This is a genomic window from Acidipropionibacterium timonense, from assembly GCF_900605005.1.
GTDB lineage: Bacteria > Actinomycetota > Actinomycetes > Propionibacteriales > Propionibacteriaceae > Cutibacterium > Cutibacterium timonense.
Genome location: NZ_LR027558.1, coordinates 110,619 through 126,426 on the forward strand (window position 1 = coordinate 110,619; position 15,808 = coordinate 126,426).

Annotated in this window: 22 protein-coding genes, 2 tRNA genes and 1 pseudogene; 23 read left to right on the top strand and 2 right to left on the bottom strand. The window is 65.8% G+C overall.

All coding sequences use genetic code 11. The annotated features are described in order from the left end of the window. Nucleotides 1–31: 31 nt before the first annotated feature. Together E0E30_RS00495 and E0E30_RS00500 are read left to right on the top strand one after the other, a co-directional pair. Nucleotides 32–122 (top strand) — tRNA-Ser (locus E0E30_RS00495). Between the two features lie 164 nt (nucleotides 123–286). Then, a tRNA-Arg gene (locus E0E30_RS00500) sits at nucleotides 287–359 on the top strand. Here the strand turns inward: E0E30_RS00500 and E0E30_RS13835 are convergent. Beyond that, entirely contained in the window at nucleotides 318–626 is a 309-nt protein-coding gene (locus E0E30_RS13835; protein ID WP_130866646.1) for a helix-turn-helix domain-containing protein, read from the bottom strand. The two genes, E0E30_RS00500 and E0E30_RS13835, sit on opposite strands and share 42 nt — an antisense overlap. A 101-nt stretch (nucleotides 627–727) precedes the next feature. Between E0E30_RS13835 and E0E30_RS00510 the strand changes: the two genes are divergently transcribed. The 9 genes from E0E30_RS00510 to E0E30_RS00550 all read left to right on the top strand — a co-directional run bounded on the left by E0E30_RS00510 (nucleotide 728) and on the right by E0E30_RS00550 (nucleotide 4,845). After that, nucleotides 728–940 (top strand): helix-turn-helix domain-containing protein, encoded by a 213-nt coding sequence (locus E0E30_RS00510; protein ID WP_130864622.1) that lies wholly within the window; start codon nucleotides 728–730, stop codon nucleotides 938–940. After that, on the top strand, nucleotides 937–1,173 hold the full coding sequence (locus E0E30_RS00515) for a hypothetical protein (RefSeq protein WP_130864623.1): 237 nt from the start codon (nucleotides 937–939) through the stop codon (nucleotides 1,171–1,173). Before E0E30_RS00510 ends, E0E30_RS00515 begins: the two co-directional genes overlap by 4 nt. Beyond that, entirely contained in the window at nucleotides 1,170–1,376 is a 207-nt protein-coding gene (locus E0E30_RS00520; RefSeq protein ID WP_130864624.1) for a hypothetical protein, read from the top strand. The genes E0E30_RS00515 and E0E30_RS00520 overlap by 4 nt, the downstream gene beginning before the upstream one ends. Next, nucleotides 1,357–1,572: a hypothetical protein gene (locus tag E0E30_RS00525; protein ID WP_130864625.1), complete on the top strand. Its 216-nt coding sequence runs from the start codon at nucleotides 1,357–1,359 to the stop codon at nucleotides 1,570–1,572. Before E0E30_RS00520 ends, E0E30_RS00525 begins: the two co-directional genes overlap by 20 nt. After that, nucleotides 1,569–1,751, top strand: coding sequence for a hypothetical protein (locus tag E0E30_RS00530; RefSeq protein ID WP_130864626.1), 183 nt, complete (start codon nucleotides 1,569–1,571; stop codon nucleotides 1,749–1,751). Before E0E30_RS00525 ends, E0E30_RS00530 begins: the two co-directional genes overlap by 4 nt. An 86-nt stretch (nucleotides 1,752–1,837) precedes the next feature. Next, nucleotides 1,838–2,566, top strand: coding sequence for a hypothetical protein (locus E0E30_RS00535; RefSeq protein WP_130864627.1), 729 nt, complete (start codon nucleotides 1,838–1,840; stop codon nucleotides 2,564–2,566). Between the two features lie 5 nt (nucleotides 2,567–2,571). Further along, a complete protein-coding gene (locus E0E30_RS13840) occupies nucleotides 2,572–2,880 on the top strand; it encodes an HNH endonuclease (protein ID WP_130866647.1) in 309 nt (102 codons plus the stop codon). A 98-nt stretch (nucleotides 2,881–2,978) separates the two neighbouring features. Continuing rightward, nucleotides 2,979–3,278: a hypothetical protein gene (locus tag E0E30_RS00545; protein ID WP_130864628.1), complete on the top strand. Its 300-nt coding sequence runs from the start codon at nucleotides 2,979–2,981 to the stop codon at nucleotides 3,276–3,278. A 259-nt stretch (nucleotides 3,279–3,537) separates the two neighbouring features. Then, on the top strand, nucleotides 3,538–4,845 hold the full coding sequence (locus E0E30_RS00550) for an ISL3 family transposase (protein ID WP_130864629.1): 1,308 nt from the start codon (nucleotides 3,538–3,540) through the stop codon (nucleotides 4,843–4,845). Between the two features lie 2 nt (nucleotides 4,846–4,847). Here E0E30_RS00550 and E0E30_RS00555 read toward each other — a convergent pair. Next, nucleotides 4,848–5,168 (bottom strand): annotated as a pseudogene (locus tag E0E30_RS00555) (ISL3 family transposase); the annotation flags it as partial. A 200-nt stretch (nucleotides 5,169–5,368) separates the two neighbouring features. Here E0E30_RS00555 and E0E30_RS00560 point away from each other — a divergent pair. From E0E30_RS00560 to E0E30_RS00615, 12 genes are all read left to right on the top strand, one after another. Beyond that, nucleotides 5,369–6,601 carry a terminase large subunit domain-containing protein gene (locus E0E30_RS00560; RefSeq protein ID WP_280953291.1) on the top strand — a complete coding sequence of 411 codons (1,233 nt, stop codon included), beginning with the start codon at nucleotides 5,369–5,371 and terminating at the stop codon, nucleotides 6,599–6,601. Nucleotides 6,602–6,825: 224 nt separating this feature from the next. Next, nucleotides 6,826–7,929, top strand: coding sequence for a phage portal protein (locus E0E30_RS00565; RefSeq protein WP_130864631.1), 1,104 nt, complete (start codon nucleotides 6,826–6,828; stop codon nucleotides 7,927–7,929). Then, the gene (locus E0E30_RS00570; RefSeq protein ID WP_167853845.1) at nucleotides 7,922–9,391 is read left to right on the top strand and encodes an HK97 family phage prohead protease; all 1,470 of its coding nucleotides are present in this window, start codon (nucleotides 7,922–7,924) and stop codon (nucleotides 9,389–9,391) included. Before E0E30_RS00565 ends, E0E30_RS00570 begins: the two co-directional genes overlap by 8 nt. Nucleotides 9,392–9,393: 2 nt before the next feature. Beyond that, complete coding sequence (locus E0E30_RS00575; protein WP_130864633.1) at nucleotides 9,394–9,711, top strand: hypothetical protein; 318 nt, start codon at nucleotides 9,394–9,396, stop codon at nucleotides 9,709–9,711. Further along, a complete protein-coding gene (locus E0E30_RS00580; RefSeq protein WP_130864634.1) occupies nucleotides 9,711–10,103 on the top strand; it encodes a hypothetical protein in 393 nt (130 codons plus the stop codon). Before E0E30_RS00575 ends, E0E30_RS00580 begins: the two co-directional genes overlap by 1 nt. Before the next feature lies 1 nt (nucleotide 10,104). Beyond that, entirely contained in the window at nucleotides 10,105–10,533 is a 429-nt protein-coding gene (locus tag E0E30_RS00585; protein WP_130864635.1) for a hypothetical protein, read from the top strand. Beyond that, entirely contained in the window at nucleotides 10,530–10,934 is a 405-nt protein-coding gene (locus tag E0E30_RS00590; RefSeq protein ID WP_130864636.1) for an HK97 gp10 family phage protein, read from the top strand. The genes E0E30_RS00585 and E0E30_RS00590 overlap by 4 nt, the downstream gene beginning before the upstream one ends. Before the next feature lie 8 nt (nucleotides 10,935–10,942). Beyond that, nucleotides 10,943–11,323 (top strand): hypothetical protein, encoded by a 381-nt coding sequence (locus E0E30_RS00595; RefSeq protein WP_130864637.1) that lies wholly within the window; start codon nucleotides 10,943–10,945, stop codon nucleotides 11,321–11,323. Nucleotides 11,324–11,376: 53 nt separating this feature from the next. After that, entirely contained in the window at nucleotides 11,377–13,833 is a 2,457-nt protein-coding gene (locus tag E0E30_RS00600) for a phage tail protein (RefSeq protein WP_130864638.1), read from the top strand. Then, nucleotides 13,833–15,065 carry a hypothetical protein gene (locus tag E0E30_RS00605; protein ID WP_130864639.1) on the top strand — a complete coding sequence of 411 codons (1,233 nt, stop codon included), beginning with the start codon at nucleotides 13,833–13,835 and terminating at the stop codon, nucleotides 15,063–15,065. Before E0E30_RS00600 ends, E0E30_RS00605 begins: the two co-directional genes overlap by 1 nt. A 1-nt stretch (nucleotide 15,066) precedes the next feature. Then, nucleotides 15,067–15,441: a hypothetical protein gene (locus E0E30_RS00610; protein ID WP_130864640.1), complete on the top strand. Its 375-nt coding sequence runs from the start codon at nucleotides 15,067–15,069 to the stop codon at nucleotides 15,439–15,441. Between the two features lies 1 nt (nucleotide 15,442). Beyond that, nucleotides 15,443–15,778 carry a hypothetical protein gene (locus E0E30_RS00615; RefSeq protein WP_130864641.1) on the top strand — a complete coding sequence of 112 codons (336 nt, stop codon included), beginning with the start codon at nucleotides 15,443–15,445 and terminating at the stop codon, nucleotides 15,776–15,778. Nucleotides 15,779–15,808 lie beyond the last annotated feature (30 nt).

Genomic DNA, 15,808 nt, shown 5'->3' on the forward strand with positions numbered 1-15,808 from the left:
CCCTGACCCGATAAGCTGTCCCGGCAGCTCTGGAGGCGTCGCCTAGTCAGGTCTATGGCGCCCGCCTGCTAAGCGGGTTTGGGACGTTAATCCCATCGCGGGTTCAAATCCCGCCGCCTCCGCGTGACGGTGGGCGTCCGGGCCTCTCGGGGTCCGGACGACCGACGTGACAAGCTGCGCGTCGCCGAGTCGATCCAGGTCGACGAGGTGGCGTGGGCAGGCCGGGTCACCCGGATTTGTCCTTCCGTACGACACGTTGTAGTGTTTCTCAACGCGCACGACGCAAGCGCCCGTGGCTCAACGGATAGAGCATCTGACTACGGATCAGAAGGTTGGGGGTTCGAATCCCTCCGGGCGCGCAAGCCACCAGGCCCCTCGTCCTCAGGATGAGGGGCCTGACCCGTCTCGAGCCATGATGCTGGGACACCACACGCCATTGCCCATGCGCGTACCGTCAGTCGCCGTGGCTGGGAGAGCCCCCGCTCAGACGCGCTAATCGACGCACGGGACACGCCCATAGCGTCAGCAAGCTCAGTTTGATCGAGGCCGGCAAACTCCCTGGCCTTCCTCAGCCGGTCAGCTTGTGTCCAGACCGGGACCTGCACCTCACGCGGTTGGGTAGTCATGTGTCCAGCGTAGGACACATGAGGTCATCTGCACAGGCCGACCTTAGATCTCATCGTGCCAACACTAGACACATGCGTAGTCCTCAGCCTATGATCTGCACATGCCGACAACTACGCTTATGTCTAGTTCCGAGGTGGCCCGCGTCCTCGGATGCACGCCAAGGACGGTCTCACGGCTCGTCGCTGCCGACGTGCTGACGCCAGCAGCTAAGGGTCCCGGCCTCCGGGGCGCGTTCCTCTTCAACGCCGGCGACATTGCCCGCCTCAAGCGTGAGCGCGACGACAGGTCGAAGCGACGCGAGGTGGCCTCATGACCACCCCCGACATGCTCTTCGACGCAGTGCCTGAGGTGTCACCCAGGCAGATCGTCTCTCCCATTCAGGATCTCGTAGCCCAGGCCGTCGACGTCGTCCTGGGCATCGATGGCGAGATGGACACCGTCGTGCCCCACCTGGGTGAGCTGACCCCTACGGAGCTGGCCGTCATGTGTCGGTCTCTCCAGTGGTGCTCTGAGCGGATCGCATCGATCATCGGGCGGCTGTCATGAGTACCGCCCATGTCAATGCCCAGTGGCTCCAGCACCTGGTCTGGGTCACGGACGCCGCCGTCGACCTCATCCGCGCCATCCGTGACCCCGACGCGACGCACGACGACCGCCTTGACGGACTGTTCACACTCGCCGCCGAGGTCACTGCTCTCGGCGCATGGGAGGCCGAGGGGGAGGTGACCCATGAGTCTGACTCGCAGTGAGCGCCTGGCACTGGACTACGTCGTCGACCGCCTCGATAACGCCCAGCTCGAGGTCGACACGCTCATGGACATCCTCCACCGTGTCGACAGGACCAGGGAGATCGAGATCATCGGCCGTCGGGCGACCTTGGTCGACAACCGCTTGACCCAGGCACGCCGGTGGGCAGCGCTCCTACGCCCCGAGGGGGACCGATGAGAATCGATTGGTACCGCCTCGCAGCCCTCGTCGCCTGGACTCTCCAGCTCGTCGCGCTGACCATCGCGGTCATCATGCTCGCCGTCAGCACACTCGACAACGTCGTCACATGGCTCATCGTCGCCGGCCTCACGGGCACCGTCGCCGTGTCCATCGACGACCGACGGAGACCACGATGAGTGTCCCTTCAGCCGCCTGGGACACCCCAGCCCTCATGACATCCCTCGCCCGCCACGGATGGGGGCCAGGACTCGACGGACGATCCATGGCAGGAGTCCGCCGAGTCCTCACCGCCCTCGTCGCCCTCACCGACCACCGCTCCGGCGAGGGCACCTGTACCCGCGCCCAGGTCGCCGACGTCTCCGGCGGCATGTCCGTCCGATGGGCATCACGCTGCCTCTCCATCCTCGAGGACCTGGGCATCATCACCTGGTCCCGAGGATGGCTCGACCACGGCACCCCACGACCAGGCATCATCCGCATCTCCAAACGCACGCTCGCCCGCCTCGCCCGACGCGCCGCCGGATACCTCGACCCCCGCCGAGCCACCCGCGCCGCAGCACTCCGACGACGCATCCAAACCACCCTCCGACAGCCCACCCAACACCCGCACCGACGAAACCCCTTGTCATTGCGTGGGGAACTCAGTTCACCCCTACTCCCTTACAGGGAGAGTTCGCGGGCCGGGCAGGCCCCGCGACACGAGACCGGAGACAACATGACCACGAAGCTCCTGTGCATCCACGGCGGCGACCCCACCACCTGCCCAATCTGCTCCAGCTACTACCAGCCACCACGACCACGACGCAGACGAGGCACACCCACACCACCACCCATCGACATCGCACCCATCAACACCGGCACCCAACGCACCAACGGCACCCGCATCGTCTGCGCGATCTGCGCCCAGCCCATCCCCACATGCGCCCGAGCAGGACTACGAGACCCACACCGCCACCACCCCGAGCCCACCACCGTCCAGGACACCCGATGACCCGCATGACCGGATGGGCCCAGGCACACACCATCGCCCGACTACGCCCACTCATCGCCGCCACATACGGACTCGTCTGCCACCTCTGCGGACAACCCATCAACCTCGACGAACCCCGCCACCTCGACGACGGACGACTCAACCCCGCCTACCCATCCATAGACCACCTCATCCCACGATCACACGGCGGCACCGACGACCTCGACAACCTCCGTCTATGCCACGCCCGATGCAACAGCTCACGAGGAAACCGACCCATCACCCCGCCACACCCCACAGCCGCACTCCACCGAGACCACCGATTTTTTCAATAATCCACCCCTAAGACCCCTGCTCCCACCCGCTTACTTACACACACAACCCCAAAGAAAAACCGCAATACAGCGCAAAACACGAAAGGAGACCCGCCACAATGGACGAATTATTCCAAATCACGCCCCCACACCGTGAGACCCCCCTCACCGACGCCGCCCAAGCACACATCACCGCACTCGACGACGCGGGACTCCTCACCACATCAACACGCATCACCGCAGCACTCCTCCTCGACATCTCCCGCCGCCTCGATAACGGCGTAAAGGACTACGCAGCCGCACCCCTCTACGCACAAGCCCGCGAAGCCCTCGACGCACTCCCCATCATCGTCGACACCACCACCGACGGCACCACCGACCTCGCCGCCATCCTCCGATCCCTACCCGTCGCCTCATGACCCCAGCCGAACCCCGCTACGCCACCCAACCCACCCCAGGCGCCAGAAACGAACTCACCCAAATCAGAGCCGTAGGCCACCTCCTCCAACGCCGAGACCACACCTACACACTCATTCCAGGAACCCTGAAACCGGCTCTTCAGGATCCAGGGTGTAGTTGTGGGGTTCCTGTGATGGCGGCCCGGAGTGCGTGAGGGGAGGACCCTGCGCGAGGATCGGAGTGTCTTAAGTCCCGTCCTCGTGAATCGCAAGGCCCTCCATGAACCACGCTACCTTCAGCACCCCCGACCTGACCACATTCGCCCGTCTCGACGAACTCGGTCTGGAGGTCACCGGCCAGCTGATCAGTGACGAGGAGACGGTCCTGGCCTGCCGGGTCGTCGCCCCCGACGACTGGTGCCACTGGTGCGGATGCCAGGGGGTCCCTCGTGACACGGTGATCCGCCGGCTGGCCCATACCCCGATGGGCCACCGGCCCACGATCCTTCAGATCCGGGTGCGCCGGTACCGGTGCACCGGCTGCGGACACGTGTGGCGCCAGAACACCGACCAGGCCGCCCAGGCCAGGGCGAAACTGTCGCGGGGAGGGCTGGCCTGGGCACTGGAGGGCCTGGTGCTCGATCACCTGCCGGTCTCCCGTATCGCCGCTGGTCTGGGGGTGGACTGGACCACCGCCAACGATGCGGTGCTGGCCGAGGGCACCCGCCGGCTCATCGACGACCCGCACCGCTTCGAGGGCGTGGAGGTCATCGGGGTCGACGAGCACGTGTGGCGCCACACCAGCCGTGGTGACAAGTACGTCACCGTGATCATCGACCTGACACCGCTTCGCGACGGCACCGGGGCCTCCCGGCTGCTCGACATGGTGGCGGGACGTTCCAAGAAGGTGTTCAAGACCTGGCTGGCCGGCCGCGACCAGGCCTGGCGCGACCGCATCCAGATCGTCGCGATGGACGGGTTCACCGGCTTCAAGACCGCAGCCGCCGAAGAACTCCCGGCCGCGGTCGAGGCCGTGGATCCGTTCCACGCCGTGCCGCTCGCCGGCGACCAGCTCGATGTCACCCGCCAACGCGTCCAGCAGGACACCACGGGCCATCGGGGCCGGGCGGGCGACCCCCTGTTCGGGGTCAGGCTGACCCTGCACACGGGCCGGGACCTGCTCACCGACCGGCAGGCCGCCCGCCTGGAACAGGTGTTCGCCGCCGACGCCCACGCCCCGGTCCAGGTCACCTGGGCGGTCTACCAGGAGATCGTGGCCGCCTACCGCGCCGAGAACCGTGCCGAGGGCAGACGCATCATGGCCCACCTCATCGACGCGATCGCCACCAAAGTCCCGAAGGCCCTGCCCGAAGTCACCACTCTGGGCCACACCCTGAAGAAGCGGGCCGACGACATCCTGGCCTACTTCGACCACCCCGGGACCTCGAACGGGCCCAGTGAAGCCATCAACGGCAGACTCGAACACCTCCGCGGCATCGCCCTGGGATTCCGCAACCTCACCCACTACATCACCAGATCACTCCTGGAGACCGGAGGATTCAGACCCCGACTACACCCTGGATCCTGAAGAGCCAGTTTCGCCCTGGCCTGGGCGGCCTGGTCGGTGTTCTGGCGCCACACGTGTCCGCAGCCGCCGCATCGGTAGCGGCGAATCCGCACCTGAAGGATCGTGGGCCTGTGCCCCAGCGGAGTATGGGCTAGGCGCCGGACCACGGTGTCACGCGGAGTCCCCTGACATCCGCAGCGCCGGCACCACGGATCGGGTTCGGCCACCCGGCAGGCCAGTACCGCCTGCTCGCCGGTGATGTGCTGACCGGTCACCTCCAGTCCCAGCTCGTCGAGATGGGCGAATGTGGTCAGGTCGGGGGTGCTGAAGGTAGCGTGGTTCATGGAGGGCCTTGCGATTCACGAGGACGGGACCTAGACACTCCGATCCTCGCGCAGGGTCCTCCCCTCACGCACTCCGGGCCGCCATCACAGGAACCCCACAACTACACCCTGGATCCTGAAGAGCCCTGAAACCGCACCAGGAAACCATTGCCCGCATCGTCTCCGAACGCACAGACGACGGCAAACGCTGGCGATACCCCATCGTCGTCCTCACCATGCCCCGCCGCTCCGGCAAAACAGCCCTCGTCGAAACAGTCGAGGTCCAACGCGCCATCACCTACCCAGGCCACCAGATCTATTACACGGCCCAGAAATACGGCGCCGCCCACTCGGCATGGCTCCAGCTCACCAAACAAATCGAGGACTCACCAGCCCTCACCACCCACGTCACCAACCGCGTCACCACCTTTGGTGCCGCATCACTCGACCTCGCCAACGGCTCACGCATCCGCCCCTTCACCCCCAGCGTCGACGGCCTCGACGGCAAAGACGCAGACCTCGTCATCCTCGACGAAGCATTCGAATGGGACCAGACCAAAGCATCACTCCTCATGGCCTCCGTCGGGCCAACCCAGCTCAACAGGCCGAACGCCCAGCTCTGGATAGTCTCCACCGCCGGACATTCAGGGTCACTATGGTTCCGCGACTGGGTAGAGCGAGGACGCCACTCACTGACCGAACCACACCCATCCATCGCCTTCCTCGAGTGGTCCATGGACCCCACCGGAGACCCAGACGACCCCGACGAGTGGACCAAGTTCCACCCCGGCCTGACCTCCGGACTCACCGACATAGAGGCCATGCAGGCCCAACGCGCCAAACACACACGCCCCGAATGGCTACGCGGCTACTGCAACACCTGGGTAGACGCCGTCCTGGAGCCCGTCGTCTCACTCGACGATTACGACGCCTGCGAATACACCGACCCCATCCCTCCCCTCGACACCATCCACCTCGCCATTGACGTCGCCTACGACGACTCAGCCGCCACCATCGCCGCCGCCTGGACTCTCGACAACGGAACCCCATCCGTCGCCATCGTCCAACGCGGCCCAGGCACCGACTGGGTAGCACCAACCCTCACCAACCTCACCCAACGCGGCGCACCACAACCCCTCGCAGACCCCACCGGACCCACCATCACCCTCATATCAACACTCGCCACAGCAGGACTCACCCCCACCACCACCACCGCACGCGACATCGCCGGAGCAACCCAAGACCTCATCTCCATGACCAAGTCCCGCTCATGGCACCACACGCCCTCACCAGACCTGCGCGACGCCCTCGCCATCGCAGCAACACGCCGTATCGCCGGCACCCCAGCACTCGACCCCAGCCACTCACCACGCCCCATCGACGCCGCCAGAGCAGTAGCCATCGCCCTACACGCCACCATGACCGCCCACCCATCACCACTCCAGGTCTTCTGATGCACTACTACATCGACTCCTCCGACACGACACACCTACCAATCTGCCGCGACTGCGGATGGCGCGGACAACCCGAACCCAGCCGCCTCGCAGCCCTCGCCTCACTCCAACGCCACCAACACCGCACCCACCCAGGAGAATCAGGCGACGGCCTACGCGCCAACATCACCAGGACACGCCGACACCACCGAATCTGACTACGGGCACCCCGCACCATATGAGGCATGGGAGCACTCACACGCCTAGGAGAGTCACTCGGCATCCTGCGCCGATACTCTGCCCAGAACCTCGGCGGCACGCCCCTGCCCACCATCACCCCAGGGCGCACCAGCTCGCTCGTCGACGAAACCGCACTCTCCCTCGACGCGATCTACCGCGCAGTGACCATCCTGGAGACCGCAGCAGCACAACTCACCCTCGACGTCTGGCACGGAGATACCCTCACCGACCCACCCACATGGATCACGAGGCCCGACCCATGGTCCACCCCCACAACCTGGCTCAAGGAGACCGTCGGCTCCCTCGCCCTGAGAGGAAACGCCTACTGGAAGATCACCCGCGCCAGCAACGGCCAACCCGCCCAGCTCGCCGTCCTCGACCCCCTCGATGTCACCATCACCGCCACCCGAACCGGCATCCCCATCTACCACGTCGAGGGCGACACCCTCACCGGCCGCGACATCATCCAGCTCCAACTCCTGCGCCGCCCAGGACGCCGCAACCTATACGGACTCGGACCCATCCAGGCAGCCAGCGCCGGCATCCTCGGAGCCGTCACCATGCGCGACTACGCCTCCGGCTGGATGACCACCGGCACCATCCCGAACGGCATCCTCACCACCGAGCAGGAGCTCAGCGCCGACCAGGCCTCCGCCATCAAGGACCGATGGCTCTCATCCGTCAAAACCTCAGAGCCCATGGTTCTCGGCAAGGGCACCACATACGCACCACTGAGCCTCAAGCCGCAAGAGCTCCAATGGCTCGAGGCCCAACAATTCAACGTAACATCAATAGCACGCCTATTCGGTATCCCAGGTCGGCTCATGCTCGCGGCTCTCGACGGATCGTCCTCCACCTACGCCAACCTCCAGCAGGAAGACCTCTCCTTCCTCCGGTGGACCCTCATGCAGTACCTGTCCGAAATCGAGCAGGCAATTACATGGCTACTTCCGCGCGGTAACTCTGCACGGTTCAACGTCGACGGACTATTGCGCGCCGACACCCTCACCAGATATCAAGCACACCAAATCGGACTAAATGCCGGATTCCTCGACGTCGACGAAGTACGCGCCATCGAGGGCCTGCCTCCCAGGAGTACCCATGCCTGACCTCGAGACACGATCCCTCGCCATCACCCGCGCCCAGGTCGACGGCGACGAACGTACGTTCGTCGGCCGCGTCGTCCCGTGGGACACCCCAACCACCCTCCTACCAGGTCTCGACGAGCAATTCGCGCGCGGCTCCGTCCGCATCGACGACAACCAGCCACCCATGCTCTTCCGCGACCACACAACCCCCATCGGCACGATCCGCCACCTCGACGACCAGGACGACGGCCTCTACATCACAGCCCGCATCTCGGCCACCCGCGACGGAGACGACACCCTCACCCTCATCCGAGACGGCGTCCTCGACCGCCTCTCCGTCGGATTCCAGCCCATCTCCGCCGACGAGACCAGCACCACCACCGGCACCCTCATCACCCGTACCGACGTCATCCTCCGTGAGGCATCCGTCGTCCCATTCCCGGCCTACCCAACGGCCAAGATCACCGAGCACCGAAACACCACCCCGGAGGGACCCACCATGACCGACACCATCACCCGAGCCGACCTCGACAACCTCGCCACCCGAGACGACCTTGACGACATCTCCCGACGCCTCGACACCCTCGCCGCCACCATCGACGCGGTCAACACCTGGCAGGACCGCGCCTACTCCGGCGCCACCCTCGACGACATCCCCGCCGTCATCCCCCAGGGCATTGAGACCCTCATCACCAACATCAACGACGCGAACCCCATCGCCCAGCTCTTCAAGACCGCTTCCCTCCCCGACACGGGCATGGTCGTCAACTTCCTGCGCATCAAGGACACGACCATCACGACAGGCAAGCAGGCCAAGCCTGGTGACGACCTGCCCGGACCCTCCAAGGTGTCATTTGAGACCACGGCGGCACCCATCGAGGTCTACGGAGCCTGGACCGAGCTGGACCTTGCCACCATCAGCCGCTACCCCGTGCCCGAGCTCGATACGCAGTTGACCCGCATGGCCACCGACATCGGACGGCAGCGTGCACAGCGACTCGCCGACACCCTCACCCAGACCGTGACCGACCGAGCCAAGACCACCAAGCTCACCATCTCCTCGATCTCGTCGGCCGACGCATGGTCCGACGGCATCGTCGACGCCCAGCTCGCCTACCTCGACACCGGATACCCCGTCGACGGACTCCTCGTCGCACCCGACGTCTTCAAGGCCATGCGCAAATTGAAGGACGGCTCCGGCTCCTACATCATGGCCACCTACGGCACCAACCAGAACACCGTCGGAGTCATCGACGGCCTCTCCGGAATGCTCGGACCCATCCGCGTGTCCCTGTTCTGGCTGGCAGCACCCGGCACCATGGCGTTCTACTCCAAGAACGCCCTCTCCGTGCGATCTCAGCCCATCGTGCAGCTCCAGGACACCAACGTCGTCAACCTCACCGGACAGTGGTCGCTGCACCAGCTCTCGGCTATCTGCGTGGAGCAGCCCCAGCTCATCCTTCCCGTCGTCGCAACGGCCTGACCATGACCGCAGTCGCCGCCCTCGCCGTCCATCTCGGCCTCGACCCGACCGGCATAGACCAAGCATCGGCCGAGGAGGTCTGCCAGGCCGCAGACCTCCTCGTGAGAGGGAAACTCGGCGATGGCTACGACACGTGCCCACAAGTCATCCTCGACCAGGCAGGAGTGATCGTCGCCGCCGAACTGTGGCGGCGACGTGACGCCCCCGGAGGAGTCGTCAACGCCTGGGGAGACACGACCGTACCCATCAGGCTCGCCCGAGACCCACTCACCCCAGCCCTACCCATCCTCGCCCCATGGGCAACCCCCGGAATCGCATGATGACCACACCACTCGCCGCCGACCGCGCCGCCCTCGTCGACGCCCTCACCGCCACCCTCACCGGCTGGCAGATCACTCCTGCCGAAGTCGAGCAGCCACGACCCCCACTGGCCACCATCGCACCCGGAGACCCCTGGGTCCGCTCCACAGACACCGACCTCACCTGGCTCGAGGACCTCGTCACGTGGAGAGTCCGACTCATCGTCACCCCAGGACCAGCACTCGCGGTCCTCGACCGACTCATTCACGCCGTCGACCTCATCCGCGCCTCCACCATCGCCCACACCTGGACCATCGGCGACATCACCTCACCAATGACCCTCGTCGTATCCGACTCCCTCGCCCTCCCATCCACATCCCTCACCCTCACCAGACCCATCCCTAGGAGCTGACATGGCAACCACCGCCCCCTCGACCGCACTCACCGGCAAGACCCTGTCCTTCAAGATCGGTGCCACCGAGTACATGCAGGACGTATTGAAGTGGGAGCTCAAGCCCGACAAGCAGGACAAGTCCGACCTCACGTTCGCCGAGGTCGCCGGAGGGAGCACCGCATCCTGGACCCTCAACGTCACAGCCCTGGCATCGACCGCCGCCGCGAGCTTCTGGTCATTCTGTTGGGACAACGCGGGCAAGACGGTCGCCGTGACCCTCGCACCGTGGGGCAACACCACCCCCTCGGCAGACCAGCCCACCTTCACCGGACAGTGCACGATCACCCTGCCCCCGAGCCTGTCGGACGAAGCCAACTCCGGTAAGCGCGCAACCTTCGACATCGACCTCGACGTCGACTCCATCACCAAGAAGACCTCCGCCGCATGATCGCAGACCTCGACCTCGACACCAACGGCGTCCGACTCACAGTCACCGGCCTCAGCCGCACCATCAAGCGACTCGAGAAGGCCGGGGCCGCCGCCCAGGACATGCGCGACCTCATGCACGAGGTCGGCACCATCGTCCTCGCCGCAGCCCAACCCAGAGCACCCCGCCGGTCAGGGCGCCTCGCGCGCACCGGCCGCGCCGGACACGGCAAGACCAAGGCCGTCGTCCGCTACGGCGGCGCCAGAGCCCCCTACGCCGGTGTCATCCACTACGGCTGGCCAGACCATCACATCCGGGGCCGCCACTGGGTAGACGCCGCCCTCGCCGCCACCAGACCCCAGCAGCTCGCCACCCTCGAACGCGGCATCACCCGCATCCTCAAACAAGCCGACCTCATCTAGGACACCTCATGACCTTCACCGACACCCTCACGAACGGAGAAATCTCCGCCATCTGCCGCGCCACCGGAATCACCACACCCGAAACAGACCCGATCCAATTCGGCATCGGAGTCGTATGGGCAGCAGCCCGCCGACTCGGCCACCCCATCACCATCGGCGACGCCTCGGCTCTCACAAACGCCGAAACCGAGGCCATCCTGTCGGCAGCCGACAAGCTCCCAGCAGCAGCCGGACTCACCGCCCGCTCCGCAGAACTCGAAGCACTCCTGGCATCCATCCAGGGCACTCCGAGCGCCGCGCCGGACCCCCAACCGTCGACGCCCGCAACGAGCGGGCCGCAGTCCTCGCCCTCCGAGCCGGAATCCACCCAGCCGACTACGACCTCCTGACCGTAGCCGAGACAAACGCCCTCATCACCCTCCTCAACCAGGAGTAACGACCCATGGCTAAGCAGACCATCAACGTCGCCGTCCTCGCAGACACGCGACAATTCAGCCGCGCCATGGCATCACTCGGCAAGGAGACCGGACTCACACGACTCACAGCAGGAGCACGCACTCTCGGGTCAGCCCTGGCAACTGCCGTCAAGACCGGTGCGGCCGTCGGAGGAGCCGCCGTCATCACACTCGGCAAGCAGGCCATCGACGCCGCCGGCGACCTCGAACAGTCCTCCGGCGCCATCGAGACCGTGTTCGGACGCCACGCAGGACAGATGCAGGCATGGGCAGCACAGGCCCACACAGCCGTCGGCCTCACCGCCAACGAGTTCAACGAGCTAGGCACCCTCATCGGCACCCAGCTCAAGAACGGCGGCACCGCAATCGACCAGCTCGCCCCCAAAACCAACAACCTCATCCGGCTCGGCGCCGACCTATCCTCCATGTACGGAGGCACGACCCGCGAGGCCGTCGAAGCTCTCTCCTCTGCGCTCAAGGGCGAACGCGACCCCATCGAGCGATACGGAGTCACACTCAACCAGACCGCCATCGACGCCCAGGCTGCCGCTATGGGATTCCACAAGGTCGGAGGCAGCTACGCCGCCACAGCTCAGCAGGCCGCGACCCTCGCCCTCATCACCAAACAAACCAAGGATGCACACGGAAACTTCGCGCGCGAAACCGACACCCTCCAACACAAGCAACAAGTCCTCAAGGCATCCCTCGGCGACGTCGCCGCCCAACTCGGGACACGCCTCCTGCCAGCAGCCACCGCCGTCACCGGATGGATAGGAGACCGCATCCCTGCCGCGACCCGCCTCGCCTCCACAGCCATCGACAAGATCGGGCCAGCAGCCAGAACAGCAGCCGACGCCATTCGCGTCGTCATCGCCGGATTCTCCGGCCGCGTCCCCTCCATCGACCTCGGACCATGGACCTCAGTCCTCGCCACCACAGGCCAAGGCATCCGCGCAGCATGGGACACCATCACCGCCGCCATGACCAAGGTCGGCCCCACCCTCACCACCATCGGGTCAACCGCGACGAACACCCTCACCACCATCCAAGGTGCCCTCTCCGGCACGATCATCCCGTCCCTCACGACCGCCGCAGGATGGATCGACCGTCACAGGGTGCTCGTCATCACCCTCACCTCACCGGTCCTCACCCTCATCACGGCCGCCAAGACCTACCAGGTCACCATGACAGCCGTTCATGCCGCCCAGGCCGCATGGAACACCGTGACCGGCGTCGCAAAGACTCTCCAGGCCGCCTACGCATTCGGCACCTATGGACAGATCACCGCCAATCAGGGACTACTAGCCACACAGGCCAGCCTCCTCGGCGTCATGCGACAGTGGATCATCTCCCTCGGCCGCGCCGTCGTCGCCGGTGCCAGAGTCGTCGCCTCCGTCGTCGCCCAGGCCGCCGTATGGACAGCCCAGAAGGCCGCGATGCTCGGTCATCTCGTCGTGCAGGGCGCGGTCCGAGCTGGACAACTCGCGATGGCCGCCGCGCAATGGGCGCTCAACGCAGCCATGGCAGCCAACCCCATTGTTCTGGCCACCATCGCTCTTGCCGCACTCGCCGCCGCCCTCATCTACGCCTACCGCCACTCGGCCGCATTCCGCGCAGCCGTCGCAGCCGCATTCACAGCCGTATCAGCCGTGGCCCACACCATGGGCGCCGCTATCACCGGAGCCCTCCACGCCATCGGCTCCGGCCTCACCGCCGCCGCAGCAGCCGTCACCCGATGGGCCACCGGCATCGCCTCACAGTTCGCCGCCGCCTGGACCAAGGCACGCACCGCCACCACCACCGGCGTCCTCACCGTCACACGATTCATCAGCTCGCTACCAGCCCGAGCAGTCGCAGCCATGGCATCACTCGGCTCACGCCTATGGTCGACCATCACCGGAGCATGGTCCAGGGGCACGTCGGCCACAACCTCCGGCATGGCCCGCATCTCCTCCCTCATCAGATCCCTGCCAGGACGTGTCGTCGCCGCAGCCGCAGGCATCGCAGGGTCCGTCCGATCCATCGGCCTCAACATCATCTCCGGGATCGTCGGCGGCATCACCTCAGCCGCCGGGACCCTCGTCTCAGCCGCACGCGGCGCCGTGTCCTCTGCCATCACCGCCGCAAAGAACCTCCTCGGCATCCACTCCCCATCCCGAGTCTTCCGCGACATCGGCCGATACACAGTCGACGGCATGGTCATCGGACTCTCCGACCGAACCCACGCGCTCACCACCCAAGCAACCCAGCTCGCGCGCACCGTCGCCGACAACGCCACCCCAGACCCCATCGACATCACCACCGTCACCCGCCAGCAGCAGGCATCCACCCAAGCCCAACCCATCACCATCAACATCCAGACCCTCAACTGGGACCGCCGAGTCCAGGACCAGCTCATCGCCGCACTCCGAGACGCCCACCGGCGCGGACTCAAGGTCGCATGATGAGCACCCCCACCCCCATCCGCCTCGACGCCTGGATACAGCCACCCCAGGGCAACGCCTTCCGCCTCGACCTATCGCCCCTCGATAGCGCCGCCCTATGGAATGAACGCACGTTCATCCTCGACGTATCGCGGCTCGACCAGGACGTGCTCTCAGGTCCGCGCCCGGACCGGCAGTGGTGCGACATCACCGCGCAAGCCACTGCCATCAGGACCACCGGCGGTATGCGCGACGACGGGATCACCCACGGAGCCGATCCAGGCAGCCTCACAGCGACCCTGAGCGACGAGCCACAGCTCATCGCCCTGGGACTCATCACCGGCACCCCAATCCGTCTCGCCAGCGGCTCCACCATCCTGTGGTGCGGATGGGTCGACGACGTCACCACGACCTACACCTACGACGGGCACTCCACCACCACCGTCACGGCATCCGACATCGCCGGAGTCATGTCAGGCAGCACCCGCTACGGCGCCACCTCCATCGAGCAGTCCGGAGCCGACCTCTATCGGCAGGCTGGGCGATGGGACACCCTCATACACCAGTCGGCGCCGCGGCCCGTGAAGGTCGAATGGCGCGGCACACGCAACCCAGCCATCTCGCCCAATCCGATCGCCGCCACCACCGATCACGAGACCGACCTCACCTCATGGCTCACCATGTGCTCGACCGCCGGCGGTTTCCTGTGGTCGCCGATAGGTCAGGCAGCCGACGGGTCAGCGCTCGTCCGCGCCCAATGGGCAGGCACCGTAGCCAACCTCCACACGATCTCCGACGAACCAGGCTCCCTGTCCTACCTCGACATCGACGTCTCCAGCTCGTCCTCAGAGGTCGTTACCGTCCTCGAGACGCACAATCATTGGTCAGACCAGACCGTCGACAGTTCGACAGGGTCAGTGACCTACGACTACCACGACACCCAGGCCACCTATAGCGACGAGGCATCAGCCGCGACGTGGGGGACCCGCCGCCAGTCCGTCGACATTTCCGTGAGCCTGTACGGCGGCGACCCGAGACCCGCGATGGCAGGCGCCATCATGACGGGCACCCAGATCGCCACCGCCAGTGTCCGCACCGTCCGTATGCGCGGAACCGACACCATCGGGATGACCCCACTCGACGCCATCGACGTCACCGCACGGGGCCAGACCTGGGCCTGCCTCATCGCGCAGATCACCCACGACATCACCCCGACCACCTGGACCACCACCCTCACACTCGCTAGGAGATGACATGGCATCCACCCACAAGACCTTCACACGGGGCGAGGTGTTGACCTCGGACGACGTGAACAATGCGCTCAACCCCACGACCGCAGACCACATCCCCTACGCCATCGCCACCGGAACCGTCACCGTCACCATCAGTGCGTCAGGAACCTCAGGGACAGGCTCTATCACGTTCCCGTCCGGCCGCTTCACGAGCGCGCCAACGGTCATCATCCAGCCTGCCGACACCGGCTCAGGAGCCAACGCCTGGCAGTGGTTCAGCCAGGCGATCACAGCCAGTGGAGCGACAGCAGTCGTCAACTTGACCCCAGGCACGTCCGGATTATCGTCATCGACCTCACACAGCGCCTTCTGGGTCGCGATCCAGATGAGCGCCTGACATGCTCGTACCCCTCCCGCCCGCCGACCAATGGGATGACGTCCTCATCGCCCTCGGCACGCTCCTCTCAGCCATAGCAGCACTCATCGGCGCGCTGTGGTCAGGATGGCGCACCCGAGCCGAGGTCCGACAGATGCACGACCGTCTCAACACTGAGACCACACCCGACCACGGCTCCAGCCTCCGAGACGCCATCGACCGCATCGAGCGCACACAACGCGGCATGGCCCGTGACGTCGGCCGCCTCGCCGACGCAGACGAGCACATCCGCTCCGACGCATCTCGTGAGCACGCCGAGCTACACCACCGCATCGACAGACTCGAGGACCACAAATGACCCGCGCACCCTGGTACCCACCAGCCGACC